This window comes from Streptomyces rubellomurinus (assembly GCF_000961885.1).
Taxonomy (GTDB): Bacteria; Actinomycetota; Actinomycetes; order Streptomycetales; family Streptomycetaceae; genus Kitasatospora; species Kitasatospora rubellomurina.
Genome location: NZ_JZKH01000037.1, coordinates 23,728 through 49,505, shown reverse-complemented (window position 1 = coordinate 49,505; position 25,778 = coordinate 23,728). Strand labels below are relative to the sequence as shown.

The following is a 25,778-nucleotide window of genomic DNA, read 5'->3' as shown; positions in this document are numbered from 1 at the left end:
CGGAGGACGGCGGGGCGCCTGAGGCGGTGGGGCGCGCGGGTGGTGCGTGTCCGGAAAAGCGGGTGACGGGGGTCGGCGGGGGCGCGAGGATCGGAGGATGACCGTCTTCCTGACGACCGAGCGGCTGGTGCTGCGCCGCTTCACCCCGGCCGACGTGGACCGCCTGGTCGAGCTGGACGGCGATCCGGAGGTGATGCGCCACCTCACCGGCGGGCTCCCGAGCACCCGGGACTGGGTCGAGCGGACCCTGCTGCCGCTCTACCTCGCGCACTACGAGCGCTACGGCGACCTCGGCTGGTGGGCCGCCGAGGAGCGGGCGGGCAGGGCGTTCCTCGGCTGGTTCGAGTTCCGGCCGACCGAGGAGGGCGAGCGCGCGGAGGTCGAGCTCGGCTACCGGCTGCGCCGGGCCGCCTGGGGGCGCGGGTACGCCACCGAGGGCGCGCGGGCGCTGCTGCGCCGCGGCTTCACCGAGCTGGGGGTGGAGCGGGTGGTGGCCTGGACCATGGCGGTGAACCGCGGCTCGCGGCGGGTGCTGGAGAAGAGCGGGCTCTCGTACGTCCGCACCTTCCACGAGGACCACCCGGAGGCGATCCCCGGCAGCGAGCACGGCGAGGTCGAGTACGCGCTGACCGCCGAGCGGTGGCGGGCGAGGGAGGCCCGGGAGGCCCGGGGCCGGTCCGGGATACTGGAGGCATGAGGCTGACCGAGTTCTGGCGACGGATGTACGCGCACTTCGGCGAGGCGTACGCGGAGTCCTTCGCGTCCGACCACGTGATGAGCGAGCTCGGCGGGCGGACGGTGCGTCAGGCGCTGGAGGCGGGCTGGGAGGCCAAGGACGTCTGGCGGGTGGTCTGCGACACCCAGGGGGTCTCCGGGCGGCTGCGCTGAACCGACCGCGGCCGGCCCGATGGGCCAGACTGTTCGGGTGACGAGCAGTGCGGAGCAGCAGGGTACGGACGCGCCGGTGCGGGCCGCCGACGAGCGCGGTGGGCGGCCGGCGGAGGCCGGCGGGTCGCGGGACGACGGGGCGCGGGACGACGGGTCGCGGGGAATCGGGGCGCGGGGAATCGGGGCGTGGACCGCGGGCGGGATGCCGCGCTGGCTGCCCCGGGCGATGCTGCTGGCCCTGCTGTTCGTCGGGCTCTTCCAGCTCGCCAGCTGGGCCTTCCTCCAGCTGACCGACCTGTTCGTGATGCTGCTGGTGGCCTTCTTCCTCTCGCTCGCGCTGGAGCCCGCCGTCGACCGGCTGGCCGCGCGGGGGGTGCGCCGCGGGGTCGGCACCTTCCTGGTGTTCCTCGCGGTCGGGATCGCGGTGGTGGGGTTCGTCGCCGCGCTCGGGACGCTGCTGGTCGACCAGGTGGCGAAGATCGCCAAGGACCTGCCGCACCTGGTCGACAACGTGATCCTCTGGGTCAACCGGACCTTCCACCAGGACCTCTCGCTGGGCCAGCTGCAGCAGAAGGTGCTCAAGGACTCCGGCGCGATCGAGGGCTACGCCCAGCAGGCCGCCGACAACGTGTGGGGCCTGTCCTCGACCGTGATCGGCGGGCTCTTCCAGACCTTCACGGTCGGGCTGTTCACCTTCTACTTCACCGCCGAGGGCCCGCGGGTGCGCCGGACGGTCTGCTCGCTGCTGCCGCCCGCCAAGCAGGGCGAGGTGCTGCGGGCCTGGGAGATCGCGCTGGCCAAGACCGGCGGCTACCTCTACTCGCGGGCGGTGCTGGCGCTGGTGTCGGCGGCCGGGCACTGGGTGATGTTCGCGCTGATCGACCTGCCGTACGCGGTGGCGCTGGCGGTCTGGGTCGGCGTCATGTCGCAGTTCGTGCCGACCATCGGGACGTATCTGGCCGGGGCGCTGCCCGTGCTGGTCGCGCTCACCGTGCAGCCGGTGGACGGGCTGTGGGTGCTGGCGTTCACGGTGGTCTACCAGCAGGTCGAGAACTACGTCCTGCACCCGAGGATCACCGCGCGGACGATGGACGTGCACGCCGCGGTCGCGTTCGGCGCGGTGATCGCGGGCGCGGCGCTGCTCGGCGCGGTGGGCGCGCTGATCGCCATCCCGGTGGCGGCCACCCTGCAGGGCTTCGTCGGGACGTACGTGCGGCGCTACGAGGTGGCCGTCGACCCGCGGATCGACCGGGGCGAGCAGCGGCGGGCCCGGCGGGTGCTGCGCCGGGAGGCGACCCGGCGGCTGCGGCGGATGGTCGGGGGCGACGGGGACTGAACCCGTTCGGACGCGGTGCACGCGTCCGAACGTGCGACGCTTGAATCGAACAGATGTTCTTTGTACTCTCCGGCGAGGAGTTTTCCACAGGACGAGCCCGGTCGGGCTCGTTTGTCAGTGGGACGCGCTAGCGTCGAGGACGATGAAGCGCACAGCACAGAACCCGAGGGAAAAAGCCATGGCAGGTACGGACCGCGAGAAGGCCCTGGAGACAGCTCTCGCCCAGATCGAGCGGCAGTTCGGCAAGGGCTCGGTGATGCGCCTCGGCGAGAAGGCCAACGAGCCGGTCGAGGTGATCTCCACCGGCTCCACCGCCCTGGACGTCGCCCTCGGGGTCGGCGGCATCCCGCGCGGCCGCGTGGTCGAGATCTACGGCCCCGAGTCCTCCGGTAAGACCACCCTGACCCTGCACCTGGCCGCCAACGCCCAGAAGGCCGGCGGCACGGTCGCTTTCGTCGACGCGGAGCACGCGCTCGACCCGGAGTACGCCAAGAAGCTCGGCGTGGACACCGACGCCCTGCTGGTCAGCCAGCCGGACACCGGTGAGCAGGCCCTGGAGATCACCGACATGCTGATCCGCTCCGGCGCGATCGACCTGGTGATCATCGACTCGGTCGCGGCGCTCGTCCCGCGCGCCGAGATCGAGGGCGAGATGGGCGACTCGCACGTCGGTCTGCAGGCCCGCCTGATGAGCCAGGCGCTGCGCAAGATCGCCGGTGCGCTGAACCAGTCGAACACCACCGCGATCTTCATCAACCAGCTGCGCGAGAAGATCGGCGTGATGTTCGGTTCGCCGGAGACCACGACCGGTGGCCGGGCGCTGAAGTTCTACGCCTCGGTCCGGCTCGACATCCGCCGCATCGAGACCCTGAAGGACGGCACCGAGGCGGTCGGCAACCGCACCCGCGTCAAGGTGGTCAAGAACAAGGTCGCCGCGCCGTTCAAGCAGGCCGAGTTCGACATCCTCTACGGCGTCGGCATCAGCCGCGAGGGCGGCCTGATCGACATGGGCGTCGAGCACGGCTTCATCCGCAAGTCGGGCGCCTGGTACACCTACGAGGGCGACCAGCTCGGCCAGGGTAAGGAGAACGCCCGCAACTTCCTGAAGGACAACCCGCAGCTCGCCGACGAGATCGAGCGGAAGATCAAGGGCAAGCTCGGCATCGGCCCGAAGGTGGAGGAGCCGGCCGAGGGTGCGGCCGACGCCGCCGCCGCGGACGGCGCCGCGAAGCCGATCACCGCGACCGCCGCCAAGACGGCCGCGGCGAAGAAGACGGCGGCTGCCAAGGCCTGAGCCGTTGACGCAGCACGACACGGTGGGCGGCGGCCCCGAGGACGACGACTACGGCCCGTCGGACTGGTTCGCCGCGGTGGCGGAGGAGCCTGCTCCGGAGCCGGAGCCCTCGTCGCCCCGCGCGGGGCGACGGCGCCGCCCGTCCACCGCAGCGAGGGCATCCGGCCCCGAGCCGGAGTTCGACCGGGCACCGGTCCGGGCGCGGCGCGGCGCGGCGCCCGGACCGGGCTCGGCGGAGGTCCGGGCCGACGCACTCGGCCTGGTCTCCGCCTCTGAGCTGCCCACCGGCCGACGCCGCCGCCGCTCGGCGGTGGCGGCCGAGGAGGACGACGCGCGGCCGCCGTCCGAGGACGGCGGGTGGCGCGAGGCCGAAGCGGCCGGTCACGGGGGTGTGGCCACCTCGGCCCCGCGCACGCGGTCGCGCGGGCGGGGCGCGAAGGAGAGCAACGAGAGCGGGGACGGGGGCTCCGGCGCGCGTCGGCGGGCGGAGGAGCCGGCCGATCCGGAGAGCCGCGCCCGGGACATCTGCCTGCGGCTGCTGACCGGCGCCGCCAAGACGCGCAAGCAGCTCGCCGACGCCCTGCGCAAGCGGGAGATCCCGGAGAACGTCGCGGACGGGGTGCTGACCAGGCTCGAAGAGGTCGGGCTGATCGACGACGCCGCCTTCGCCGAGGCCTGGGTGGAGTCCCGGCACGCCGTCCGGGGCCTGTCCCGGCGGGCGCTGGCGCAGGAGCTGCGCACCAAGGGCGTGGACGCCGAGCTGGTCGAGCGGGCCGTCGCCCACCTCGACTACGACGACGAGACGGAGGCCGCCCGGGCCCTGGTCGAGCGCAAGCTGCGAGCCACCCGCGGGCTGGACCAGCAGACCCGGATGCGGCGGCTGGTCGGGATGCTGGCCCGGCGCGGCTACTCGGAGGGCCTGGCCTTCCGGGTGGTGCGGGCCGCGCTGGAGGACGAGGCGGCGGACGGCTCCGCGTAGCGGCCGGGGCGTGCGGTGCGCCGGAGGGCCCGGGCGGACAGGACCTCGCCGGGACTCCACGGCCGATCGTGCGCGGCGTGCTGCCGGCGGGCGGCCGCCGGCGGTCCGGCGGCCGTGCGTCAGCCGGTGGGTTCGACCTGCTGGTGGGGGGCGGGCTCCGGTTCGGGGGCGCCGGCGAGGGGGACCGGGCCGCCGCGGGCACGGTCGGCGAGGGCCAGCAGGTCCTCGGCGGCGGCGCCCTGGGTGACGCCGACCAGGTGCCCGTCCGGCCGGATCAGCAGCACGGTGTGCGGCCCGGCCTCCGGGTACTCCTCGGTGACCAGCACCTCGGCCGGCACCGGCAGCGCGGCGGCGACCTCGGCGAGCCGGGGCATCAGCCCGGCGCCGAGCCAGTGTTCGGCGGACCAGACGGCCGTGCCGGGGGCGACCAGCAGCAGCAGGAAGGTGGCGCCGAGCCGGGCGTGCAGGTGGTCCGGGGTGCCGTCGGCGGCGAGCACCGGCAGGTCGGGGACGAGCACGCCGGGCGCGGTGGCGGGCAGCAGTTCGCTGAGCGAGGTGGTGCCGCGCGCGCCGCGCTGCACCGGGACGCGGGTGGGGACGCCGGAGGGGGCCGCCGGGTAGGCGGGCGCACCGCCGAAGCGGCCGGTGCCGAGCTGGCCGTCGGCGAGCAGCGGGGCGTGCTTGCGGAAGCCGCCGACGAGCAGCGAGCGCCGGGTCTGCTGCCAGCCGCGCAGCGGGCGCAGCAGCGGCATGGACTGGTCGACGGCGCGCAGCCGGGCGCCGACCGCGCCGCGCCGCTCGGCCTCGTAGCCGTCCAGCAGCGAGCCGCCGGGCTGGGGGCCGCCGCTGTGAAGGTGCCAGGCGAGGGAGAGCCGCCAGGCGAGGTTGTCGGCGTCGCGCAGCCCGTCCGTGAGGTTCTGCATGCCGAGCGCGCCGTGCAGGTGGGCGGCGTCGCCGGCGAGGAAGCAGCGGCCGACCCGGAAGCGGGCGGCGAGGCGCTGCTGGGCGGTGTGGTCGGCGGCGGCGAGCAGTTCGTAGCGGGGCAGTTCGCCGCACCAGCCGGTGAGGGTGGCGGTGACCCGGGTGAGCAGGGTGTCGCCGGTGACGATGCCGGGCCAGGTGGCGTGCGGGTCGACCGGTTCGGTGGGGGCGGGCCGGCCGGGGGGCAGCCGCCAGTCGAGCCGCCAGACGCCGTCCGGCAGCGGCCGGGCGGAGGCTTCGCGGTCGCCGCGCCACGGCGGTTCGCGGTGCAGCCGGGCGCCGTCGAAGGGCAGGTCGACGCGGACGGTGGCGATGGCGTTGCGGTCGACGGCCGGGCGGCCGGGGAAGCGGACCTTCAGCAGTTTGCGGACGGTGGATCTGGCGCCGTCGCAGCCGACCAGGTGGCTGCCGCGCCACCAGGTGGTCGAGCCGTCCTGGGTGCCGGTGGTGCGGACGCTGACGCCGTCGCGGTCCTGTTCGAGTTCGACGACCCGGTGGAGCGGGACGAGCTTGATCAGCGGGGTGCCGGTGAGCGCGTCGCGCAGGCCGCGCTGGAGGCGGTGCTGGGGCAGGTGGAAGGTGGGGGAGTCGGCGAGGTCGATCCGCAGCACTTCCTGGCGCCGCCGCCAGAGCGAGAAGGAGTCCCAGAGGGCGGAGTCGGAGACGGCCCGCGGGTAGCCGATCCGGGTCAGGAAGGCGGTGGTGTCGGCGCCGAGGACGACGCTGCGCGGGCCCTCGGGGCAGAGGCCGGAGCCCTCGTCCAGGATGACGGTCGGCACCTCGTGCCGGGCGAGTGCGAGGGCCAGGGCCAGACCGACCGGTCCGGCCCCGACCACGATCACCGGGTCCATGAGAGGACCTCCGGGCACGAACCGGCCGATCGGCCGGCGTCAGTTACCGCTGCCGCATATGCCGCGTGGATGCTCCCGGGAGGTGTCACGAACAGCAATGCAACAGTTCACCTGCGTGTCCGTCAAGCAGCAGTCGAAGTGCGCCGGTTCGCGCCGCGACGCCCGCGTGCCTCGATCCAGCGCGCGAGCGCGGTGAGCAACAGGCACAGCGCGATGTAGATCGGGCCGATCACCAGGACCACCGGGATGTAGGGGAAGCCGGCGGAGTTGGTGGGCTGGCTCGCGATGGCCTTTCCGACGAACAGCAGCTCGTGGTACGTGATGATGAAGCCGAGCGAGGTGTCCTTGAGGGTGACGACCAGCTGGCTGATCATCGAGGGCAGCATCGAGCGGACGGCCTGCGGCACCAGGATGGAGGCCATCACCTGGGTCTTGCGCATGCCGAGGGCGTATGCCGCCTCACCCTGGCCGCGCGGCACGGCGTTGACGCCGCTGCGGATGATCTCCGCCTGCACGGAGCCGTTGTAGAGGGTGAGGCCGAGCACCAGGGCCCACATCGGGTCGGTGGCGAAGAAGGCGTAGTAGAGCGCGACGATCAGGATCAGCAGCGGCATCGCCCGGAAGAACTGGACGACCGCGGTGCACGCCCAGCGGACCGGCTTGTGGTCGGAGAGCTGGCCGGCGGCCAGCAGCGCGCCGAGGGTGAGCGAGAAGGCCGCCGCCAGCCCGAAGGCCTCCAGCGTGGCGAGCAGGCCGTCCACGATCCGCTGCTGGACGGTGTTGTACTGGAACACGTCCCACAGGGCCGGGTTGAACTGGCCCTTGTCGTCCAGGGTGGCGTAGACGAACCAGAGCAGTCCGGCGACGCCGATCAGCGAGAGCACCCCGAAGACCCGGTACCGGGCGCGGGCCCGCGGGCCGGGGGCGTCGTAGAGGACGCTGGCCGTCGCGGTGCGGTTGAACGGACTCATCGGGCCACCGCCAGTCGGGACTCCAGGAAGCGGAACAGCGAGGCGACCGTCGCGCTGATCAGCAGGTAGGCGCAGGCCACCCAGAAGAAGATCGCGAAGATCGAGTAGCCCTTCTCGGAGAAGGCCTGCTGGGTGCTGAAGATCTCGCCCACGCTGAACGCGCCGGCGATCGCCGAGTTCCTCGGCAGGGCGATGAACACGCTGCTCAGCGGGGCCAGGACGGTCCGGGTGGCCTGCGGCAGCACGACCAGGGTGAGGGTCTGGCCGAAGCTCATGCCGAGACTGCGGGCCGCCTCCGCCTGGCCCAGCGGCACGGTGTTGATGCCCGAGCGGATCACCTCGCAGACGAACGAGGCGGTGTAGCCGCCGAGCGCCACGACCGCGAAGGTCAGGTGGCTGAGGTGCACGCCGAGCCGGGGCAGGCCGAAGGTGACGGCGAAGAACAGCAGGGTGAGCGGGGTGTTGCGGAAGAGCGTCACCCAGACGGTGCCGAAGGCGCGCAGGACCGGGACCGGGGAGACCCGGAAGGCCGCCAGCAGGGTGCCCAGCAGCAGGGCGAGCAGCGCGCTGAGCGCGCTCAGCTCGATCGTCTGCAGGAAGCCGTCGCGGAACAACGCGAAGTTGTCGTCCTCGAACAGGAAACCCATCCGGCGGCCCTCCTCTCAGGAGTGGTCAGGAACGTTGGTCGGTGCGGGGGATCAGTAGCGCTCGGGGGTCGGCAGGGTGGCCGGCGCCGGGGAGCCGGACAGGCCGAGCGTCGCGTCGTACGCCTTCTTCCAGTCGCCGTTGTCCTGGTGGGCCTTGATGGCGTCGTTGATCGCGTCGCGCAGGTTCTTGTCGTCCTTGTTCAGGCCGACGCCGTACTTCTCCTCGGTGAACGGCTTGCCGACGACCTTGAGCTGGCCGGCGAACTTGGAGGCGTAGCCCTTGAGGATGGCGTCGTCGGTGGTGACCGCGTCGACCTCGCCGGCCATCAGCTTGTCCACGCAGGCCGAGTAGGTGTCGAACTGGGTGACCTTGGCGTTGTACTTCTGGATGTTCTTGATCGAGGTCGAGCCGGTCGCGGTGCAGATGTTCTTGCCGGCGATGCTGTCCGGGCCGGTGATCGTGGTGTTGTCGTTCTTCACCAGCAGGTCCTGGCCGGCGATGTAGTACGGGCCGGCGAAGGAGACGGTCTTCTTGCGCTCGTCGTTGATGCTGTAGGTGCCGACGTAGAAGTCGATCTGGCCCTTGGCGATGGCCGGCTCGCGCTGCGAGGAGACCAGGGTCTGCCACTTGATCTGCTGCGGGGTGAAGCCGAGGTCGGCGGCGATCATCTTGGCGATCTCGATGTCGAAGCCGCTGCGGTCGCCGCTGGCGACGTCCTCGAAGCCGAGGCCCGGCTGGTCGGCCTTGGCGCCGATGGTCAGCTGGCCGCGCTTCTTGGCCTCGGCGAGGACCTGGGAGTCGATCTTGACGTCGCTCTTGACCACGTAGGTCGGCGCCTTCGGGGCGTTGCTCGCGCTCGCGTTGGCGGAGTCGCTGGGCGAGCCGTCCTTGCCGCAGGCGGCGGTGGCGGTGAGCGCGAGGGCACAGAGCGCGACGGCGAGGGTGCGGGAAGTCCTCATGAGGGTTGTTCTCCTGGGGGCTGGGAGACGGCGTCAAACGGGGCTCTGACGTCGGGGGAAGTCGTGCGCGGACAGGGCCGGTCGGCGCAGTCGCCGGGGCGGCCCCGCGGTGGTGCGGAGCGTCAGTGGTGCAGGATCTTCGAGAGGAAGTCCTTGGCACGGTCGGAGCGCGGTGCGGTGAAGAAGGCGTCGGGGGTGTTCTGCTCGACGATCCGGCCGTCCGCCATGAACAGCACGCGGTTGGCGGCGGAGCGGGCGAAGCCCATCTCGTGGGTGACGACGACCATCGTCATGCCGTCCGCGGCCAGCTGGCGCATGACCTCCAGCACCTCGTTGACCATCTCCGGGTCGAGGGCCGAGGTGGGCTCGTCGAAGAGCATCACCTTGGGCTTCATCGCCAGCGCGCGGGCGATCGCCACGCGCTGCTGCTGGCCGCCGGAGAGCTGCGCCGGGTACTTGTCCGCCTGCGCGCCGACGCCGACCCGGTCGAGCAGCTCGCGGGCGGTCTTCTCGGCGTGCGAGCGGATCACCTTGCGGACCTTGACCTGCCCCATGACCACGTTCTCGAGCACGGTCTTGTGGGCGAACAGGTTGAAGTTCTGGAACACCATGCCGACCTCGGTGCGCAGTCGCGCGAGCTCCCGGCCCTCGGCGGGCAGCGGGTGGCCGTCGATGGTGATCCGGCCGGAGTCGATGGTCTCCAGCCGGTTGATCGTCCGGCAGAGCGTCGACTTGCCCGAACCGGACGGGCCGATCAGCACCACGACCTCGCCCTGGCGGATCTCCAGGTCGATGTCCTGGAGCACGTGCAGTGCGCCGTAGTGCTTGTTGACCTTGCTCAGCACGACCAGCGGGGCGGCTGCGGAAATGGAGTCCTCGACCGGGCTCTCGGTCATCGCGCCTGCTCCCTACTTGTCGAATCACGCCTACCCCGGGAGCTCAACTCCCTTGGGTGGCAGTGGTGGTACGTAGACCGGGGGCCGCGGCCGGCGGAGCCGCAGCCCCCGGTGGGCCGACCTTAGGAGCGGTGACCGCGCCCCGTCAGCCGATCTGAGCGGAACTTGAGGATCACGAAACGGCCACACGTCGCGCGCGGACCGTTCGCAGGGTCGCCGATCGGGCATGTCACAGCGGGCGTTCGCGCCGGTGCGCCGCGTCCCCCGCGCGCCCGGTGCGCGGCCGTCCCTGGCGTCGGGCCGCCCACTGGCCCATACTGCGCAGGACCGGCACCGGACCGATCGGCCCGGTGACCCGCGGGGGAAGGAGGAGAACAGGATGCGACTACTGCTCGTCGAGGACGACGAACGCGTCGCCGCGGCGCTCGTCGCGGTGCTGGGCCGGCACGGCTTCCAGGTCCGGCACGCGCGCAGCGGCCACGAGGCGCTGGACGCCCTGGTGCCGGACGGCAACGAGCCGTTCCGGGTGGTGCTGCTCGACCTCGGGCTGCCCGACCGCGACGGCTTCGAGGTGTGCAGCCGGATCCGGGCCGGCAGCGGCGTGCCGGTGATCATGGTCACCGCCCGCGCCGACATCCGCTCCCGCATCCACGGGCTCAACCTGGGCGCCGACGACTACGTCACCAAGCCCTACGACATGGGCGAGCTCCTCGCCCGCATCCACGCCGTGGCCCGCCGCGGCGCCGGCCCCTCCGCGGCGGCCGTGCCCGCGCCCGACGCCGTCCCGCAGCAGCGCGGCCCGCTGGAGTCCCGCGGCATCCGGATCGACCGGGAGCGCCGCCGGGTCAGCGTGGACGGCCGGGACGTGCCGCTCACCCGCAAGGAGTTCGACCTGCTCGCCCTGCTCGCCCAGAGCCCGGGCGTGGTCTACCGGCGCGAGCAGATCTTCAGCGAGGTCTGGCGCAGCGGCTGGGAGGGCAACGGGCGCACCCTGGAGGTGCACATCGGCTCGCTGCGCAACAAGCTCGCGCTGCCGGGGCTGGTCGAGGCCGTTCGCGGCGTCGGCTACCGGCTGATCCCCGAGTGCCCGGCGCCGGCCGCCGACCGGACGCCGCCCGCGACCTCCGCGGAGCACTGACCGCACGTGCGCACCCGCCTGCTCGGCATCCTGATCGCCCTCATGCTCTGCGTCCTGGCCGCCCTCGGGCTGCCGCTCGCGGCGGCGGTGGCGGCGGGCGAGCAGACCGCCGTGGTCGTCGACCGGCTCGACGACGCCGCCCGCTTCGCCCAGGACCTGCCCACCTCCGGCGCCGGCACGGTGGACGCCGCCCGCAAGGGCGACCCGGAGCCGGCCCCCGGCGACGTCAGCCGCCGGCACGCGATCGACGCCGAGGTGCGGCGCTACCACGACCTGTACGGCGTGCGCCTGGGCATCTTCCAGCGCGACGGGTCGCCGATCTCGGTCGCCCCCGCGGACTGGCGGGTGCCCGCCGGCGGCTGGGGCGCGCAGGCCTTCCAGGAGGCACTGGACGGGCGGCGCAGCCACAATCCGCCGCAGGTCTGGCCCTGGACCGGGGACCGCACGCTCACCATCGCCACCCCGGTGGTGCGCGACGGCGACGTGGTCGCGGTGGTGCTCAGCGAATCGCCGACCGGGGCGCTGCGCACCCGGATCCTGCACAAGTGGCTGGTGATCGCCGGCGGCGAGACGGCCGCCATGATCGTCGCGGTCCTGCTGGCCGTCCGGCTCACCGAGTGGGTGCTGCGCCCGGTGCGCACCCTCGACCGGGCCACCCACGACATCGCCACCGGCCGGATGGCCGCCCGGGTCGCGCCCGGTGGCGGACCGCCCGAACTCCAGCGGCTGGCACGGTCGTTCAACGAGATGGCGGACCACGTGGTGCTCGCCCTGGACCAGCAGAAGGCCTTCGTCGCGGACGCCTCGCACCAGCTGCGCAACCCGCTCGCGGCCCTGCTGCTGCGGGTCGAGGTGCTCGGCCTGGAACTGCCCGAAGGGCACGAGGAGGAGCTCGGCGGCGTCCGCGAGGAGGGCGTCCGGCTGGCCCGGGTGCTCGACGACCTGCTCGGCCTGGCCACCGCCGAGCACTCCCGCCCCGAGCCCGAGCAGACCGACCTCGCCCGGCTCACCCTGGCCCGGGTGGACGCCTGGCGGCCGGTCGCCGAGCAGCGCGGCATCGAGCTGGGCTGGGACGGCCCGGCGCTGGCGGTCGGCATGGCCGACCCGATCGGCTTCGGCTCCGCACTGGACGCCGTGGTCGACAACGCGCTCAAGTTCAGCCCGCCCGGCAGCCGGGTGCGGCTGCGGGTGTCGGTGCGCCGGGACGAGGTCGCGGTCACCGTCACCGACGCCGGGCCCGGCCTCACCGAGGACGAGCTGACCCGCGCCGGGGACCGCTTCTGGCGCAGCCCGCGCCACCAGAACGTGGACGGCTCCGGGCTCGGCCTCTCGATCGCCCGGACCCTGCTGACGGCCGGCGGCGGCTCGCTCTCCTTCGCCCCGGTCGAGCCGACCGGGCTCGCGGTGACCCTGGCGGTACCGCGGGCCGTGAAGGACTAGGTCCTAGGGTTTCACCGAGCGGTAGTAGCGCGCCGCGCCCTCGTGCAGCGGGAGCGGGTCGGTGTACACGGCGGTGCGCAGGTCGACCAGCTGGGCGGCGTGCACCTGGGCGCCGATCTGGTCGCGGCTGTCGATCACGGCCCGGGTCATCCCCTCGACCAGCCCCGGGTCGACGTCGTCCCGGGTGATCAGCAGGTTGGGCACGGCCACGGTGGCGACCGCGTCCTTCGGCTCGGCGTTCGGGTAGGTGCCCTTGGGCATGGTCGCCGCCCGGTAGGCGTCCGAGCCGCTGCCCTCCGCCTTGTGCAGCGCCTCGGCGAGGTCGCCCAGCGGCACCACCCGGATCGGGACGTGGTCGGACAGGTCGGTGATCGCGCCGGTCGGCAGCCCGCCGGACCAGAAGAAGGCGTCCACCCTGCCCTCGCGCAGCTCGGCTATGGCCTCGCCGATGTTGACCGGCACCGGCTTGATGTCGCGGTCCGGGTCCAGCCCGGCGGCGGTCAGCAGCCGCCTCGTCACCGGGGCCACCCCGGACTGGGGCTCGCCCACGCCGACCCGCAGGCCCTTGAGGTCGGCCGTGCGCCGCACCGGGGAGTCGGCCGGGACGATCAGCTGCAGGTAGTCGTCGTACAGCCGGGCGATGGCGCGCAGCCGGTCCCGGCCCGGGCCGTGGTAGTCGGCGACGGCGTCGGCGGTGGCGATCGCGAAGGAGTCGCGGCCGGTGGCCACCCGGTCCAGGTTCTCCACCGAGCCGGCGGTGTTGTCCAGGGCCAGCCGCACCCCCGGCATCGCCCGCGCGACGTGGGTCTGCAGCAGCCGCCCGTACCGGTCGTAGACGCCGCTCGCCGAGCCCGTCGCGAACCGGGTCTCGCCGCGCGGGTAGTCGGGCGAGCGGCCCGCCGACAGCCACCAGCCGCCGAAGCCCGCGAGCAGCAGCGCCAGCACCAGCACCGTCCGCCACAGCGGGCTGCGGGCCGCGGCGCGGACTGCGGCGCCGAGACGGGGGGCGGTGATGGGGGCCATGCAGGGATAGTGCCAGGCGCCCCGGCCGAACGGGAGGGGAAGGAACGGGCGAAGGGCCGGGAAAAGCGCTTCCCGGGTGCCCGTACCCTGGTCTGGTGAGCGGTGAGAGCGGATTGAAGAGCTACAAGGTCGTCACGCACGGCTGTCAGATGAACGTCCACGACTCCGAGCGGCTGTCCGGGCTGCTGGAGGAGGCGGGCTACGTCAAGGCCGGGCCGGAGGGCGACCCGGACCTGGTGGTGTTCAACACCTGCGCGGTGCGCGAGAACGCCGACAACAAGCTGTACGGCAACCTCGGGCAGCTCGCGCCGGCCAAGGGCCGCAACCAGGGCATGCAGATCGCCGTCGGCGGCTGCCTGGCGCAGAAGGACCGCGACACCATCGTCAGCCGGGCCCCCTGGGTCGACGTGGTGTTCGGCACCCACAACATCGGCCACCTGCCGGCCCTGCTGGAGCGGGCCGCGGTCGAGAAGAAGGCCCAGGTCGAGATCCTGGAGTCGCTGGAGACCTTCCCCTCCACGCTGCCGACCCGCCGCGAATCCGCCTACGCCGCCTGGGTCGCCATCTCGGTCGGCTGCAACAACACCTGCACCTTCTGCATCGTCCCCGCGCTGCGCGGCAAGGAGGAGGACCGCCGCCCCGGTGACGTCCTCGCCGAGATCGAGGCGCTGGTCGACGAGGGCGTCATCGAGGTCACCCTGCTCGGCCAGAACGTCAACGCGTACGGCTCCGACCTGGGCGACCGCGAGGCGTTCTCCAAGCTGCTGCGCGCCGCCGGGAAGATCGAGGGCCTGGAGCGGATCCGCTTCACCTCCCCGCACCCGCGCGACTTCACCGACGACGTCATCGCCGCGATGGCCGAGACCCCGGCCGTGATGCACCAGCTGCACATGCCGCTGCAGTCCGGCTCGGACCGCGTGCTCAAGGCGATGCGCCGCTCGTACCGGCAGGAGCGTTTCCTCGGGATCATCCGCAAGGTGCGCGAGGCGATGCCGGACGCGGCCATCTCCACCGACATCATCGTGGGCTTCCCCGGCGAGACCGAGGAGGACTTCGAGGAGACGATGCACACCGTCCGCGAGGCCCGCTTCACCAACGCCTTCACCTTCCAGTACTCCAAGCGTCCCGGCACCCCGGCCGCGGAGATGGCGGACCAGGTGCCGAAGGAGGTCGTCCAGGCCCGCTACGACCGGCTGATCGCCCTCCAGGAGGAGATCTCCTGGGAGGAGAACAAGAAGCAGGTCGGCCGCACCCTGGAGATCCTGGTCGCCGAGGGCGAGGGCAAGAAGGACGACAAGACCCACCGGCTCTCCGGCCGCGCGCCCGACAACCGGCTGGTCCACTTCACGAAGCCGGAGGAGCCGGTGCGTCCCGGCGACATGGTGACCGTCGAGATCACCTACGCCGCCCCGCACCACCTGCTGGCCGAGGGCCCGTCGCTCGCGGTGCGCCGCACCCGGGCCGGCGACGCCTGGGAGAAGCGCCAGGCGAAGCCCGCCGCCAAGCCGGCCGGCGTCCTGCTGGGCCTGCCGAAGATCGGCGCCCCGGCCGAGCTGCCGCTGGCCGCCCCGGCGGGCGGGGCCTGCTGCGGGGACTGATCACGACCGGGCGGCGGCCCGGCGGGAGTTTCGACTCCCGCCGGGCCGCCGTCGCGTTTGGCTAGAGTGATCCGCATGCTGGTAGCCGCCGCCGTGTGCCCCTGTCCGCCGCTGCTCGTCCCCGAGGTCGCCGCCGGGGCCGCGCCCGAGCTGGACGGGCTGCGCGCCGCCTGCGCGGAGGCGCTGGCGGCGCTGGTCGCGGCCGAGCCGCAGCTGGTCGTGGTGGTCGGCACCGGGCCGGAGGCCGAGGTGTGGACCGAGGGCGGGGCCGGTTCCTTCCGGCGCTACGGGGTGCCGCTCGTCGTCAAGCTGCCCGGCGGCCGGGTCGAGGGGCCGGAGCTGGCGCCCTCGCTGACCGTCGGCGCCTGGCTGCTGGAGCACGCCGGCGTGAGCCTGCCGACGCACGCCTGCGCGGTGCCCGCGGACGCCCCCGCCGACCGGATGCTCGGGCTCGGCCAGGGCCTGGCCGGCCTCGCCGACCGGGTCGCCCTGCTGGTGCTGGGCGACGGCAGCGCCTGCCGTTCGCTGAAGGCACCCGGCTACCTGGACGAGCGGGCCGAGGGCTACGACGCCGCGCTGGCCGCCGCCCTGGGCTCCGCCGACCTGCCCGCCCTCGCCGCGCTGGACGCCGGGCTCGCCGCCGAGCTCAAGGCCGAGGGCCGGGCGCCGTGGCAGGTCCTGGCCGGCGCCGCGCAGGGCGCCGGCCTGACCGCGCGGCTCGGCTACCAGGACGCGCCGTACGGGGTCGGCTACTTCGTGGCGTCCTGGAGCTGAGCCTCAGGCCTGCGGGGCCCGGCCCCCGTTCCCACCGGGCTGCTCCGGCTTGTGGGCGAAGTCGTCCACCGCGCCCTTGGCCTTGCTGGCGCCGTGCTCGATCCTGTCGCTGTACTTGCCCTTGGTCGCCTTGTCGATCGCGCCGCCGGCCTTGTCGACCATGTTGTCGATCTGTTCGTGGTGCTTGCCCGCGAGTTCGCTGGCCTTCTCCTTGAGCTCCTCGGCCTTGCCCTTGAGGTTGTCCATCAGACCCATGGCGATCTCACCCTTCCTCGACTGTCTCCCTGCACAACGCCCGGGACGGGCAAAGCGTTCGCAAAGAACGTCGACGGCGGAAACGGAGGAAACAGTCATATCCTCGCGCAGCCGGGGGCGGGCGGCAGCCCGATCTCCGGTGCGGTTCCGGTTTTGGGAGACTGGAGCGGTGAGCAGCTCCCGTGTGATCAGCATCGTCGGCGCGACCGCCGCCGGAAAGTCCGACCTGGCCGTCGCCGTCGCCCGCAGCCTCGGCGGCGAGGTGATCAACACCGACTCGATGCAGCTGTACCGGGGCATGGACATCGGCACCGCCAAGCTCACCGAGGAGGAGCGCGGGGGAGTGCCGCACCACCTGCTGGACGTCTGGGACGTCACCGAGGCCGCCAGCGTCGCCGAGTACCAGCGGCTGGCCCGGGCCGAGATCGACCGGCTGCTCGCCGCCGGGCGCACGCCCGTCCTGGTCGGCGGCTCCGGGCTGTACGTCCGGGCGGCGATCGACGAGATGGAGTTCCCCGGCACCGACCCGGCCGTGCGCGCCCGACTGGAGGCCGAGCTGGACCAGGCCGGCCCGTACGCGCTGCACCGGCGACTGGCCGAGCTGGACCCGGCGGCCGCCGAGGCGATCCTGACCAGCAACGGGCGGCGGATCGTCCGCGCGCTGGAGGTCATCGAGATCACCGGGCAGCCGTTCACCGCCAACCTGCCGAGCAACACCGCCGTGTACGAGGCGGTGCAGATCGGCGTCGCCGTGCCGCGCCCCGAGCTGGACGAGCGGATCACGCTGCGGGTCGACCGGATGTGGGAGGCCGGGCTGCTGGACGAGGTGCGCGCGCTGGAGGCGGTCGGCCTGCGGGAGGGCAGGACGGCCTCCCGGGCGCTCGGCTACCAGCAGGTGCTCGACCACTTCGCCGGCGAGTGCACCGAGGACGAGGCGCGGGCCGAAACCGTGCGGGCGACCAAGCGCTTCGCGCGCCGCCAGGAGTCCTGGTTCCGCCGCGACGACCGCATCCACTGGCTCTCCCGCCCGGCCGGCACCGACCCGGTCGAGCTGCTGGAGCGGTCCCTCGAACTGATCGGACGTCAGGGAGTTCCGGCCGTGTAGGGCCTGTTTCGGCCAGTTCGGCGGTGCAGGTGCGCGCGCAGGTGGCCGTGCAGGACGAACCGGGGGTCACGGCCGGATCACGTGATGGCCACGGATCACCCGCCGACCCCGGTCCGGCCCGAACGGCCCCCCTGGACATGCCATCATCGATGGCGTAGGGGTCGGCCCGCGAGGGCCGACCGTGCCCGGCCGCGAGTCCGCTCGTGTCGAACAGTCAGGGGAGGCCGTGTGTCGACGGGTACCGGCCCCGAACCCGGCCAGCGCGGGAGCGTCACCGCACCGGCCGAGGAGTTCGACGAGTCCACGATGGGCGACCTCCCCGTGCTGACCGGCCTGGAGGCACCCACCTCGTACGCGCTCGCGGTGCCCGCCCTGGACACCCACCTCCCGCCGGACGCCGCCGTGCACGAGCGGGAGATCCGCCCGCTGCGCCGGCTGCGCTGGTGGCAGACGCTGCCGATCGCGCTGCTCGGCACCCTCGGCTCGCTGATGTTCGCCTTCCCGCTCGCCTTCGGCTCGGCCGGGGCGCGCGCCACCATGGTCGGGATGCTCGGGCTGCTGTTCACCGCCGCCTCGTTCGGCTGGGGCGCGATGGCCGCCCGGCACGCCGGCTACCGGTGGCCCGGCCTGCCGCGCCGCGGCTCCGGGCAGCGGGCGAGCTGGCGGGCGATCGCCGTCTACACCCTGATCGCGCTGGCCGCGTGCGTGCTCGCGGTCTGGCGGGTCGCGTACCTGCGGTAGGGCTCGGCACCCCTCCTCAGTACCCTGGGTGGCGTGAGCGCATCCTCCCTCCCGCAGGCCGGCCTCCCCTTCTTCAAGGGCCACGGCACCCAGAACGACTTCGTGATCGTCCCGGACCCGGACGGCGCGCTGGAGATCGGCCCCGCGGCCGTCGCCGCGCTGTGCGACCGCCGGGCCGGCATCGGCGGGGACGGGCTGCTGCGGGTGGTGCGCGCCGCCGCCGATCCGGCCGCCGCGCACCTGGCCGACCGGGCCGAGTGGTTCATGGACTACCGCAACTCGGACGGCAGCATCGCCGAGATGTGCGGGAATGGCCTGCGGGTGTTCGCCCGCTTCCTGGTCGAGGCCGGTCTGGCCAAGCCCGGCGAGCTGGCGATCGCCACCCGTTCCGGGGTGCTCACCGCGAAGGTCGCCGAGGACGCCACGGACGGCACGCCCGGCGAGGTCACCATCGACATGGGCAAGGCCCGGCTGCCCGGGCCGGACGGCATCGAGGTCGCGGTCGGCGAGCGCCGCTGGCCCGCCCTGAACGTCAACATGGGCAACCCGCACGCGGTCGCCTTCGTCGAGAGCCTGGATCACGCCGGCGACCTGTTCCGCGCGCCGCTCACCAGCCCCGAGGGCGCCTACCCGGAGGGCGTCAACGTCGAGTTCGTGGTCGACCGCGGCCCGCGGCACGTCGCGATGCGGGTGCACGAGCGCGGCTCCGGCGAGACCCGCTCCTGCGGCACCGGCGCGTGTGCCGTCGCCGTGGCGGCGATCCGCCGCGACGGCGCGGACCCGGCCGTCACCGGCGAGGCCGTCGCGTACACCGTGGACGTGCTGGGCGGGCGGCTGGTGATCACCGAGCACCCGGACGGCCGGGTGGAGATGACCGGGCCGGCCGTGATCGTCGCCGAGGGGCGCCTCGACGAGCGCTGGTGGGCGCTGCACCAGGGCTGAGGGCCCGGTTTGCCCAATTCGTACGGCGACGAATCCCCCCGATCGGGTGATACCGGTCGCGGACGGGAATCACGGCATCGCGGAACGTGCTCTGCTCGGTAGCATGGACCACCGGGTCGATCACCCCTGGGGAGGGGCAGCACCCGGCGACCGTTGCCGGAGGTGCGATGACCATCGAAGCCGGGCAGCCCCTCGCGGGGGGGCAGCCGACGACCGTACGGCAGGCCGGGGCCAGGCGGCCCCTCGGGGAGCTCGGCCTGGCAGCCCTCGGCCGGGCCGGGCGGGCGGCGTTACTGGCCACCGGCCGCCAGCCGGTCCCGGACGCGCTCGAACCGCTCGTCCGGGTCCACCGCGCCCACCATCCGCAGGCCGACCTCGGCCTGCTCGCCCGGGCGTACCGGCTCGCCGAGGCGAGCCACCGCGGCCAGAAGCGCAAGAGCGGCGAGCCGTACATCACCCACCCGCTGGCCGTCACCATGATCCTGGCCCAACTCGGCGCCGGGACGACCACCTTGGTCGCCTCGCTGCTCCACGACACCGTCGAGGACACCGAGTTGACGCTGGAGCAGGTGGGCGCCGGCTTCGGCCCCGAAGTCGCCTACCTGGTCGACGGGGTGACGAAGCTGGAGAAGGTCGACTTCGGCGCGGCCGCCGAGGCCGAGACCTTCCGCAAGATGCTGGTCGCCACCGGGGACGACGTCCGGGTGATGGTGATCAAGCTCGCCGACCGGCTGCACAACATGCGCACCATCCGGCACATGAAGCCGGCCAGCCAGGTGCGGATCGCCAAGGTCACCCGGGACGTGCTGATCCCGCTGGCCGAGCGGCTCGGCATCCAGGTGCTCAAGGCGGAGCTGGAGGACATCGTCTTCGCCACTCTGCACCCCGAGGAGCACGCCCGCACCCGCGCCCTGATCGCCGGTCACGAGGCCGAGCCGGACGCCCTGCTGGAGCCCTTCGCCCGGCGACTGGCCCGCCAGCTGGCCGAGGCCGGGGTGGCCGCCGAGGTCACCGTCCGGCCCCGGCACTGCGTCTCGCTGCACCGGGTGCTGCTGAAGCGGGCCGCCGCGCCCGGGCCGGACGGGCAGCCGCAGCGGCCGCAGCCGGCCGACTTCGGGCGGCTGCTGGTGGTGGTCGAGGAGAACGCCGACTGCTACGCCGTGCTGGGCGAGCTGCACACCTGCTGGACGCCGCTGCCCGGGGAGTTCAAGGACTTCGTGGCCGCCCCCAAGTTCAACCTCTACCAGTCGCTGCACACCGCCGTGGCGCTGGAGGGCGAGGTGGTCGAGGTGCTGGTCCGCACCCGGCGGATGCACGAGGTCGCCCAGACCGGGGTGGTCGCGCTCGGCGACCCGACCCCGGCCGGCGCCGCCCCGGACACCGACGAGCTGGACCGCACCGACCCGGCCCGGCCCGGCTGGCTCAGCCGGCTGCTGGAGTGGCAGCAGGAGACGCCCGACCCGGACGCCTTCTGGTCCGCGCTCACCGCCGACCTCGCCGGGGACCGCGAGATCACCGTCGTGACCGAGGCTGGCGAAACGCTTCAGCTGAGGGCCGGGGCCACTTGTGTGGATGCGGCCTATCTGCTCGGCGAGCAGACCGGGCACCGATGTATCGGCGCCCGGGTCAACGGCCGGCTCACCGCGCTGTCCACCGCGCTGCGCGACGGCGACGTGCTGGCCGTGCTCACCGAGGCCGCCACGGCCGGCGGGCAGCCCTCCGGGCCGTCCCCGCAGTGGCTGGAGTACGCCCGTACCCCCGCCGCCCGGCTGGCCATCGAACGCTGGCTGGCCGACCACCCGGCCCGGCTGCCGGTGGTGCGCACCGGCCCCTCGGCCGGGCAGCCCGGGCAGCCGGGACAGTCCGAGCTGCTCGCCCCGTCCGCGCACCGGGACGCCCGGCGCGGGGCCGGCGGGCGGCGGGCCGCGCCCGTCGCGGTGGCCGGGCGCCCCGGCGCGGCCGTCCGGCTGGCCCGCTGCTGCACGCCCGTCCCGCCGGACGAGGTGGCCGGCTACCCGATCCGCGGCGGAGCGGTGGCGGTGCACCGGGCCGGCTGCCCGGCCGGGGAACGGATGCGGGCGGACGGCCGGGCCGTGCTGGAGGTCCGCTGGCGGCCGCAGGACGCGCCGGCGGCCGGCCACCGGGTCACCCTGCGGGCCGAGGCGCTGAACCGGCCCCGGCTGCTCGCCGACCTCACCGCGGCGATCTCCGCCGTGGGCGTCGGCATCGTCTCGGCCGAGGTCGAGCCGCCGCAGGAGCTGCGGGTCCGGCACACCTACACCGTCGAGCTGCCCGAGCCGGCCGCGCTGCCCGGCCTGATGCGGGCGATGCTCAAGGTGTCGGGCGTGTACGACGTGAGCCGCCCGCACGCGCCCGAGGGCGGGGTCGGTCGGCCGGGGTGACGGGTGCGGGCGGCGGCGGACGTCCTGGGTGACCGCGGGATGACCCCGGGTGAAAAGGGGGTGACCGGCCCGCCCCGGGCGTGCGACCATCATGGGGAATTCACGGCCGGTCCGCGGCGTTCTCAGGGCACAGGAGCCCCGGTGACACCGCGGCCCCGAGGGGTAGCTCACCTCACCCGACGGTAGCCGGGGCGACAGCTGGGCAGACTCCTTACGGGCCCGTACCGACGGTCCCCGACAGGCCACCCGTACCAGCAGCCAAAGGACAGAATGACCTCCACGTTCGAAGCCCGCGACCACGCCGACGCCCCGCGCCGCATCGACGGTCGGCGGGCGGAAGCCCTCATGGACGAGGACCTCGCGGCCATCGACGAGGACCTCGGCCACCACTACGACGGCGACCAGTACGACCGCAGCGAGCGTGCCGCCCTGCGCCGGGTCGCCGGCCTCTCCACCGAACTCGAAGACGTCACCGAGGTCGAGTACCGCCAGCTCCGCCTGGAGCGCGTGGTGCTCGTCGGCGTCTGGACCGACGGCACCCTGGAGGAGGCGGAGAACTCGATGGCCGAGCTCGCCGCGCTCGCCGAGACCGCCGGCTCCGAGGTGCTGGACGGCGTCATCCAGCGCCGCGACAAGCCCGACGCCGCGACCTACATCGGCTCCGGCAAGGCGCAGGAGCTGCGCGACATCGTCGCCTCCAGCGGCGCCGACACCGTGGTCTGCGACGGTGAGCTCACCCCCGGCCAGCTGATCCACCTGGAAGACGTGGTCAAGGTCAAGGTCGTCGACCGGACGGCCCTGATCCTGGACATCTTCGCCCAGCACGCCAAGTCCCGGGAGGGCAAGGCGCAGGTCTCGCTGGCGCAGATGCAGTACATGCTGCCGCGTCTGCGCGGCTGGGGTCAGTCGCTGTCCCGGCAGATGGGTGGTGGCGGCTCCGGCTCGTCCGGCGGCGGCATGGCCACCCGTGGTCCCGGTGAGACCAAGATCGAGACCGACCGGCGCCGGATCCGCGAGAAGATGGCGAAGCTCCGCCGGGAGATCGCCGACATGAAGAAGGGCCGCGACACCAAGCGCCAGGAGCGCAAGCGCCACCAGGTGCCGTCCGTGGCCATCGCCGGCTACACCAACGCCGGCAAGTCCTCCCTGCTCAACCGGCTCACCGGCGCGGGCGTGCTGGTGGAGAACGCGCTGTTCGCCACCCTGGACCCGACCGTGCGCCGGGCCCAGACCCCGAGCGGGCGGGTCTACACCCTGGCCGACACGGTCGGGTTCGTCCGGCACCTGCCGCACCACCTGGTCGAGGCCTTCCGCTCGACCATGGAGGAGGTCGCCGACGCGGACCTCATCCTGCACGTCGTCGACGGCTCGCACCCCGAGCCGGAGACGCAGCTGGCCGCCGTCCGCGAGGTCATCGTCTCGGTCGACGCGCAGAACGTGCCGGAGATCGTGGTGATCAACAAGGCGGACGCCGCCGACCCGCACGTGCTGCAGCGGCTGCTGCGCCGCGAGCCGCACGCCATCGTGGTGTCGGCCCGCACCGGCGCGGGCATGGACGAGCTGCTGCAGCTCATCGACGACGAGCTGCCGCGCCCGGCGATCGAGGTGCGGGCCCTGGTGCCCTACACCCAGGGCGCGCTGGTCTCCCGGGTGCACGCGGAGGGCGAGCTGATCGCCACCGAGCACACCGGCGAGGGCACCCTGGTGCACGCCAAGGTGCCGGCCGAGCTGGCCGCCGAGCTGGAGCACTTCGCGGTCGCCCTGCAGGGCTGACGTGCCGACGAGGGGCCCCCGGACCGACCGGTCCGGGGCCCCTCGCGCGTCACTTCACGTTCTTGGCGAAGTAGTCGAAGGCCTGTTTGGCCTGGTCCTGCAGCGAGGGCCCGGCCAGGTACCCGGACGGGTTGCGGTCGCCGATCGAGTTGACGCTGATCAGGTTCGGCTTGCCGTCCCTGGTGATGAACCAGCCGCCGCCACCGGCCCCGCCGGTCATCGTGCAGCCGATCACGTACATCGGCGGGCGGGCCCGGTCGAAGGACAGCCGGGACGGCCGGACGGCCGAGTCGCAGTGGTCCAGCTCCATGCCGTCGAACGGCCGCTCGGCCGGGTAGCCGTACGAGACGGCCGAGGTGATCTGCTCGCGCGGGGCGTTGAACCAGATCGGCACCGAGCCGCCGACCGCCTCCTCCAGCGAGGTGCCGCCCTCGCCGCGCACCCGGACGATCCCGTAGTCGAACTGATCGCGGGCGCCGACGCCGCTCTCCTGCAGCCAGGTCGGCGAGACCATGGCCCGCACCGCCGTCCACCGGCCGTACGGAGCGGCCTGCTGCTCGGTGTACGGCTTGCCGCGGCCCGCCCGGCCGTCCCGGTTGAAGGCCGGCACGAACACGATGTTCTTCATCCAGCCGCCGCCCCTGCCCTCGTGCAGGCAGTGCGCGGCGGTGTAGACGAGGTTGCTCCGCCCCGGGTTGAGCGGGTCGGAGACCACCGTGCCGGAGCAGACCGCGTCGCCCTTGGGCGTGGTCACGAAGAGCTTGCCGGCCACCGCGGTGGCCGGGGTGTACGGGTGCGGCTGCGGCGTGGCCGGGACGGCGGCGGGCGGCGCGTCCCGCTGGACGTCGCCCTGGGCGGGGGAGGAGAGCGCGTACTCCTGCACCAGTCGGGGCTTGGCGCCCTCCGTCCGGCCGGTCGACCAGTAGCCCTGGGCCACCTCGTTGGCGAAGCCGCTGTCGGCGACGAACCGGGCCCAGTCCTCCAGCTTCCAGCCGCTCAGGTCGCCCACGCTGGTGGGCGCGGCCTTGGGCAGCGCGAGCGGCGGGGCGCTCGCGCCGGGGGCGGCGTCCGGCCCGCAGGCCGTCGCGGTGAGCGCGAGCGCGCCGAGCAGCGCGGCGGCGGCCGTCGCGGCCCGGCGGCGCCGGCCTTCGTTCCTGGGCATGCTGAGTCCTCCCCCGTGGTGCTTCGGTGCTCGGTGCGGCTGACGGACGGCTGCGGGGCGGCTGTCGACCGCCCGCGCGTCCTCACTGCCTGCGGGTCACTGTCTATGGGTCACTGCTTGTGGGTCACTGCTTGCGGGAGATCCAGTCCAGGGCGTTCCTGGCGACGGTCTCCAGGTACGGGCCGCTGAGCGAGGTGTGCCCCTGGGTGCCGATCGAGGTGTTGCTGACCAGGGCGGTCTTCCCGTCCGGCATGGTCGCGAACCAGCCGCCGCCGCTGGCGCCCTGGGTCATGTCGCAGCCGATGGTGAGCATCGTCGGGCGCTTGGCGTCGAAGGACAGCCGGGTGGGCCTGCCCCCGACGCACTTGTAGAGCTCCTGGCCGTCGAAGGGCTTGACCAGCGGGTAGCCGGCGGCCCAGACGTCGAGCTTGTCGCGCGGCGCGTCGAACCACACCGGGACGGCCGAACCGACCGTCTCCTCCAGGGACTTGCCGGTGTCGTTCTGGTTGTGCACGCGCATCACCGCGAAGTCGTACTGGTTGGCCGCGTCGCCGCTGCCACCGCCCTCGACCATCCACTGCGGCGAGGTGGTGACCTGGTCGGCCCACCAGGTGCCCAGCGGCGCCAGCTCGGACAGCGGGGCCCGCTTGCCGCCGCTGGAGGCACCCGAGTTGTTGTAGGCGGGCACGAAGACCAGGTCCTTGTAGAAGGTGCCGCCCTTGCCCTCGTGCACGCAGTGGCCGGCCGTCCAGACCAGGTTGCTCCTCCCCGGGTGCTGCGGGTCGGTGATCACCGTCGCCGAGCAGTTGCCGCGGCCGCCCTTGGCGCTGAAGAACACCTTGCCGGACGGCTGTTGGAGGTACGGCCGGGGCACCGGCACCGCCTTGACCACCGGCGGCTCCGGGTCGGTCGCGCCGTCGTCCGCGGCGGAGCCGGCGGCGGTGGGCGTGGGCGTGGCCGGGGCGGGCTTCGCGGACGGCGGGGCCGGGTCGGCGGGCTTGGAGTCACCCATCGTGTCCGGGTCCCAGAAGTCCTTCACCACCGGGTTGTTGAAGACGTGCTTGGAGGCCCAGGAGTCCCAGTCCTCGAACCTCCACTTCTTCAGGTCGTCCCAGGTCTTCGGCAGGCCCTCCAGCAGGCTGGTCGGCAGGCCGGAGGGCAGGGTGATCCGGCCACCGGAGGAGGGCGAGTCGCTCGCGGGCGGCGGGCCCGCCACGGTGGAGCCGCCGTCGCCGGCCGGGCCGTCCGGCCCGCAGGCGCTCACCGCGAGCAGGGCCCCCGCGACCGCGACGGCGGCCAGGGACCGGTGGATCGTAGGCATCTGTGCACTTCCCCCTGTGTGCTCGGTCGGTCGGTCGGTCGGTTCGGGCGGGCGGTTTCGGGCGGGCGGTTCGGGCGGGCGGGCGGCGGTCGGTCCGGCTCCGGTGCGGCGGCTCGCCGCCCTGGAGTCTTCCACCGCCGTACAGGACGGCGGCGGCCGCCCCCCGGGTTGCGCGGGCGGGCGCAGGTCACCGATCCGTGACGCGGACCGGGCGGGTCCGTTGACGCAGCAGGCTCCGCCGGGCCGGTGCGGGAGTATCACGGATCTTCACCAGGACGAGTGACCCGCCCTTGTGATCACC

General features: G+C 73.6%; 23 protein-coding genes. 14 read left to right on the top strand and 9 right to left on the bottom strand.

Features of this window, described 5'->3' with window-relative positions:
* Nucleotides 1–97: 97 nt before the first annotated feature.
* The 5 genes from VM95_RS19135 to recX all read left to right on the top strand — a co-directional run bounded on the left by VM95_RS19135 (nt 98) and on the right by recX (nt 4,497).
* On the top strand, nt 98–697 hold the full coding sequence (locus VM95_RS19135; RefSeq protein ID WP_045698399.1) for a GNAT family N-acetyltransferase: 600 nt from the start codon (nt 98–100) through the stop codon (nt 695–697).
* Nucleotides 694–888, top strand: a complete 195-nt coding sequence (locus VM95_RS19130; protein ID WP_045698398.1) for a DUF3046 domain-containing protein — start codon at nt 694–696, stop codon at nt 886–888. The genes VM95_RS19135 and VM95_RS19130 overlap by 4 nt, the downstream gene beginning before the upstream one ends.
* A gap of 37 nt (nt 889–925) precedes the next feature.
* Nucleotides 926–2,224: an AI-2E family transporter gene (locus VM95_RS19125; RefSeq protein WP_425265324.1), complete on the top strand. Its 1,299-nt coding sequence runs from the start codon at nt 926–928 to the stop codon at nt 2,222–2,224.
* Between the two features lie 178 nt (nt 2,225–2,402).
* Nucleotides 2,403–3,518, top strand: a complete 1,116-nt coding sequence (recA, locus tag VM95_RS19120; RefSeq protein WP_045698397.1) for a recombinase RecA — start codon at nt 2,403–2,405, stop codon at nt 3,516–3,518.
* A gap of 310 nt (nt 3,519–3,828) precedes the next feature.
* On the top strand, nt 3,829–4,497 hold the full coding sequence (gene recX / locus VM95_RS19115; protein WP_045698441.1) for a recombination regulator RecX: 669 nt from the start codon (nt 3,829–3,831) through the stop codon (nt 4,495–4,497).
* A gap of 119 nt (nt 4,498–4,616) precedes the next feature.
* Here the strand turns inward: recX and VM95_RS19110 are convergent, their stop codons facing one another.
* The 5 genes from VM95_RS19110 to VM95_RS19090 all read right to left on the bottom strand — a co-directional run bounded on the left by VM95_RS19110 (nt 4,617) and on the right by VM95_RS19090 (nt 9,803).
* Nucleotides 4,617–6,329 carry an FAD-dependent monooxygenase gene (locus tag VM95_RS19110; protein WP_045698396.1) on the bottom strand — a complete coding sequence of 571 codons (1,713 nt, stop codon included), beginning with the start codon at nt 6,327–6,329 and terminating at the stop codon, nt 4,617–4,619.
* A 122-nt stretch (nt 6,330–6,451) separates the two neighbouring features.
* Nucleotides 6,452–7,300, bottom strand: a complete 849-nt coding sequence (locus tag VM95_RS19105; RefSeq protein WP_045698394.1) for an amino acid ABC transporter permease — start codon at nt 7,298–7,300, stop codon at nt 6,452–6,454.
* Entirely contained in the window at nt 7,297–7,947 is a 651-nt protein-coding gene (locus tag VM95_RS19100) for an amino acid ABC transporter permease (protein ID WP_045698393.1), read from the bottom strand. Before VM95_RS19100 ends, VM95_RS19105 begins: the two co-directional genes overlap by 4 nt.
* A 51-nt stretch (nt 7,948–7,998) precedes the next feature.
* A complete protein-coding gene (locus VM95_RS19095; protein WP_045698391.1) occupies nt 7,999–8,907 on the bottom strand; it encodes a glutamate ABC transporter substrate-binding protein in 909 nt (302 codons plus the stop codon).
* Nucleotides 8,908–9,029: 122 nt separating this feature from the next.
* Complete coding sequence (locus VM95_RS19090) at nt 9,030–9,803, bottom strand: amino acid ABC transporter ATP-binding protein (RefSeq protein WP_045698389.1); 774 nt, start codon at nt 9,801–9,803, stop codon at nt 9,030–9,032.
* Between the two features lie 379 nt (nt 9,804–10,182).
* On the opposite strand from VM95_RS19090, the gene VM95_RS19085 reads away from it, so the two are divergent.
* Both VM95_RS19085 and VM95_RS19080 read left to right on the top strand, forming a co-directional pair.
* Nucleotides 10,183–10,941, top strand: a complete 759-nt coding sequence (locus VM95_RS19085) for a response regulator transcription factor (RefSeq protein ID WP_045698387.1) — start codon at nt 10,183–10,185, stop codon at nt 10,939–10,941.
* A 6-nt stretch (nt 10,942–10,947) separates the two neighbouring features.
* Nucleotides 10,948–12,381 carry a sensor histidine kinase gene (locus VM95_RS19080; protein ID WP_045698385.1) on the top strand — a complete coding sequence of 478 codons (1,434 nt, stop codon included), beginning with the start codon at nt 10,948–10,950 and terminating at the stop codon, nt 12,379–12,381.
* A 3-nt stretch (nt 12,382–12,384) separates the two neighbouring features.
* Here the strand turns inward: VM95_RS19080 and VM95_RS19075 are convergent, their stop codons facing one another.
* Nucleotides 12,385–13,404 carry a TAXI family TRAP transporter solute-binding subunit gene (locus tag VM95_RS19075; RefSeq protein WP_045698383.1) on the bottom strand — a complete coding sequence of 340 codons (1,020 nt, stop codon included), beginning with the start codon at nt 13,402–13,404 and terminating at the stop codon, nt 12,385–12,387.
* 95 nt (nt 13,405–13,499) lie between these two features.
* Between VM95_RS19075 and miaB the strand changes: the two genes are divergently transcribed.
* Together miaB and VM95_RS19065 are read left to right on the top strand one after the other, a co-directional pair.
* Entirely contained in the window at nt 13,500–15,002 is a 1,503-nt protein-coding gene (gene miaB / locus VM95_RS19070) for a tRNA (N6-isopentenyl adenosine(37)-C2)-methylthiotransferase MiaB (protein ID WP_279616834.1), read from the top strand.
* A gap of 75 nt (nt 15,003–15,077) precedes the next feature.
* Nucleotides 15,078–15,776 (top strand): class III extradiol ring-cleavage dioxygenase family protein, encoded by a 699-nt coding sequence (locus VM95_RS19065; protein ID WP_045698437.1) that lies wholly within the window; start codon nt 15,078–15,080, stop codon nt 15,774–15,776.
* A gap of 3 nt (nt 15,777–15,779) precedes the next feature.
* On the opposite strand, the gene VM95_RS19060 is transcribed toward VM95_RS19065, so the two are convergent.
* Nucleotides 15,780–16,031, bottom strand: coding sequence for an antitoxin (locus VM95_RS19060; protein WP_045698381.1), 252 nt, complete (start codon nt 16,029–16,031; stop codon nt 15,780–15,782).
* 169 nt (nt 16,032–16,200) lie between these two features.
* Here VM95_RS19060 and miaA point away from each other — a divergent pair, with 169 nt between their 5' ends.
* The 5 genes from miaA (at nt 16,201) to hflX (ending at nt 22,994) form a co-directional block, all read left to right on the top strand.
* Entirely contained in the window at nt 16,201–17,136 is a 936-nt protein-coding gene (gene miaA / locus VM95_RS19055) for a tRNA (adenosine(37)-N6)-dimethylallyltransferase MiaA (RefSeq protein ID WP_045698379.1), read from the top strand.
* A 228-nt stretch (nt 17,137–17,364) separates the two neighbouring features.
* Complete coding sequence (locus VM95_RS19050) at nt 17,365–17,877, top strand: hypothetical protein (RefSeq protein WP_045698373.1); 513 nt, start codon at nt 17,365–17,367, stop codon at nt 17,875–17,877.
* A 33-nt stretch (nt 17,878–17,910) separates the two neighbouring features.
* A complete protein-coding gene (gene dapF, locus VM95_RS19045; RefSeq protein ID WP_045698371.1) occupies nt 17,911–18,819 on the top strand; it encodes a diaminopimelate epimerase in 909 nt (302 codons plus the stop codon).
* Nucleotides 18,820–18,986: 167 nt separating this feature from the next.
* On the top strand, nt 18,987–21,221 hold the full coding sequence (locus VM95_RS19040; RefSeq protein WP_045698369.1) for a RelA/SpoT family protein: 2,235 nt from the start codon (nt 18,987–18,989) through the stop codon (nt 21,219–21,221).
* Between the two features lie 270 nt (nt 21,222–21,491).
* Nucleotides 21,492–22,994 (top strand): GTPase HflX, encoded by a 1,503-nt coding sequence (gene hflX / locus VM95_RS19035; RefSeq protein ID WP_045698367.1) that lies wholly within the window; start codon nt 21,492–21,494, stop codon nt 22,992–22,994.
* Nucleotides 22,995–23,043: 49 nt separating this feature from the next.
* Here hflX and VM95_RS19030 read toward each other — a convergent pair whose 3' ends face one another.
* On the bottom strand, nt 23,044–24,156 hold the full coding sequence (locus tag VM95_RS19030) for a trypsin-like serine peptidase (RefSeq protein WP_045698365.1): 1,113 nt from the start codon (nt 24,154–24,156) through the stop codon (nt 23,044–23,046).
* Between the two features lie 124 nt (nt 24,157–24,280).
* Complete coding sequence (locus tag VM95_RS19025) at nt 24,281–25,477, bottom strand: trypsin-like serine peptidase (protein WP_045698363.1); 1,197 nt, start codon at nt 25,475–25,477, stop codon at nt 24,281–24,283.
* Nucleotides 25,478–25,778: the final 301 nt, after the last annotated feature.

Bases quoted from the DNA above. Each gene is read 5' to 3' on its own strand.
- VM95_RS19110 (WP_045698396.1), bottom strand. From the start codon at position 6,329: ATGGACCCGGTGATCGTGGTCGGGGCCGGACCGGTCGGTCTGGCCCTG.
- VM95_RS19030 (WP_045698365.1), bottom strand. From the start codon at position 24,156: ATGCCCAGGAACGAAGGCCGGCGCCGCCGGGCCGCGACGGCCGCCGCC.
- recA (WP_045698397.1), top strand. From the start codon at position 2,403: ATGGCAGGTACGGACCGCGAGAAGGCCCTGGAGACAGCTCTCGCCCAG.
- VM95_RS19060 (WP_045698381.1), bottom strand. From the start codon at position 16,031: ATGGGTCTGATGGACAACCTCAAGGGCAAGGCCGAGGAGCTCAAGGAG.
- VM95_RS19100 (WP_045698393.1), bottom strand. From the start codon at position 7,947: ATGGGTTTCCTGTTCGAGGACGACAACTTCGCGTTGTTCCGCGACGGC.
- VM95_RS19025 (WP_045698363.1), bottom strand. From the start codon at position 25,477: ATGCCTACGATCCACCGGTCCCTGGCCGCCGTCGCGGTCGCGGGGGCC.
- VM95_RS19075 (WP_045698383.1), bottom strand. From the start codon at position 13,404: ATGGCCCCCATCACCGCCCCCCGTCTCGGCGCCGCAGTCCGCGCCGCG.
- VM95_RS19135 (WP_045698399.1), top strand. From the start codon at position 98: ATGACCGTCTTCCTGACGACCGAGCGGCTGGTGCTGCGCCGCTTCACC.
- VM95_RS19090 (WP_045698389.1), bottom strand. From the start codon at position 9,803: ATGACCGAGAGCCCGGTCGAGGACTCCATTTCCGCAGCCGCCCCGCTG.
- VM95_RS19065 (WP_045698437.1), top strand. From the start codon at position 15,078: ATGCTGGTAGCCGCCGCCGTGTGCCCCTGTCCGCCGCTGCTCGTCCCC.
- VM95_RS19095 (WP_045698391.1), bottom strand. From the start codon at position 8,907: ATGAGGACTTCCCGCACCCTCGCCGTCGCGCTCTGTGCCCTCGCGCTC.
- VM95_RS19130 (WP_045698398.1), top strand. From the start codon at position 694: ATGAGGCTGACCGAGTTCTGGCGACGGATGTACGCGCACTTCGGCGAG.
- VM95_RS19105 (WP_045698394.1), bottom strand. From the start codon at position 7,300: ATGAGTCCGTTCAACCGCACCGCGACGGCCAGCGTCCTCTACGACGCC.
- hflX (WP_045698367.1), top strand. From the start codon at position 21,492: ATGACCTCCACGTTCGAAGCCCGCGACCACGCCGACGCCCCGCGCCGC.
- VM95_RS19040 (WP_045698369.1), top strand. From the start codon at position 18,987: ATGACCATCGAAGCCGGGCAGCCCCTCGCGGGGGGGCAGCCGACGACC.
- VM95_RS19085 (WP_045698387.1), top strand. From the start codon at position 10,183: ATGCGACTACTGCTCGTCGAGGACGACGAACGCGTCGCCGCGGCGCTC.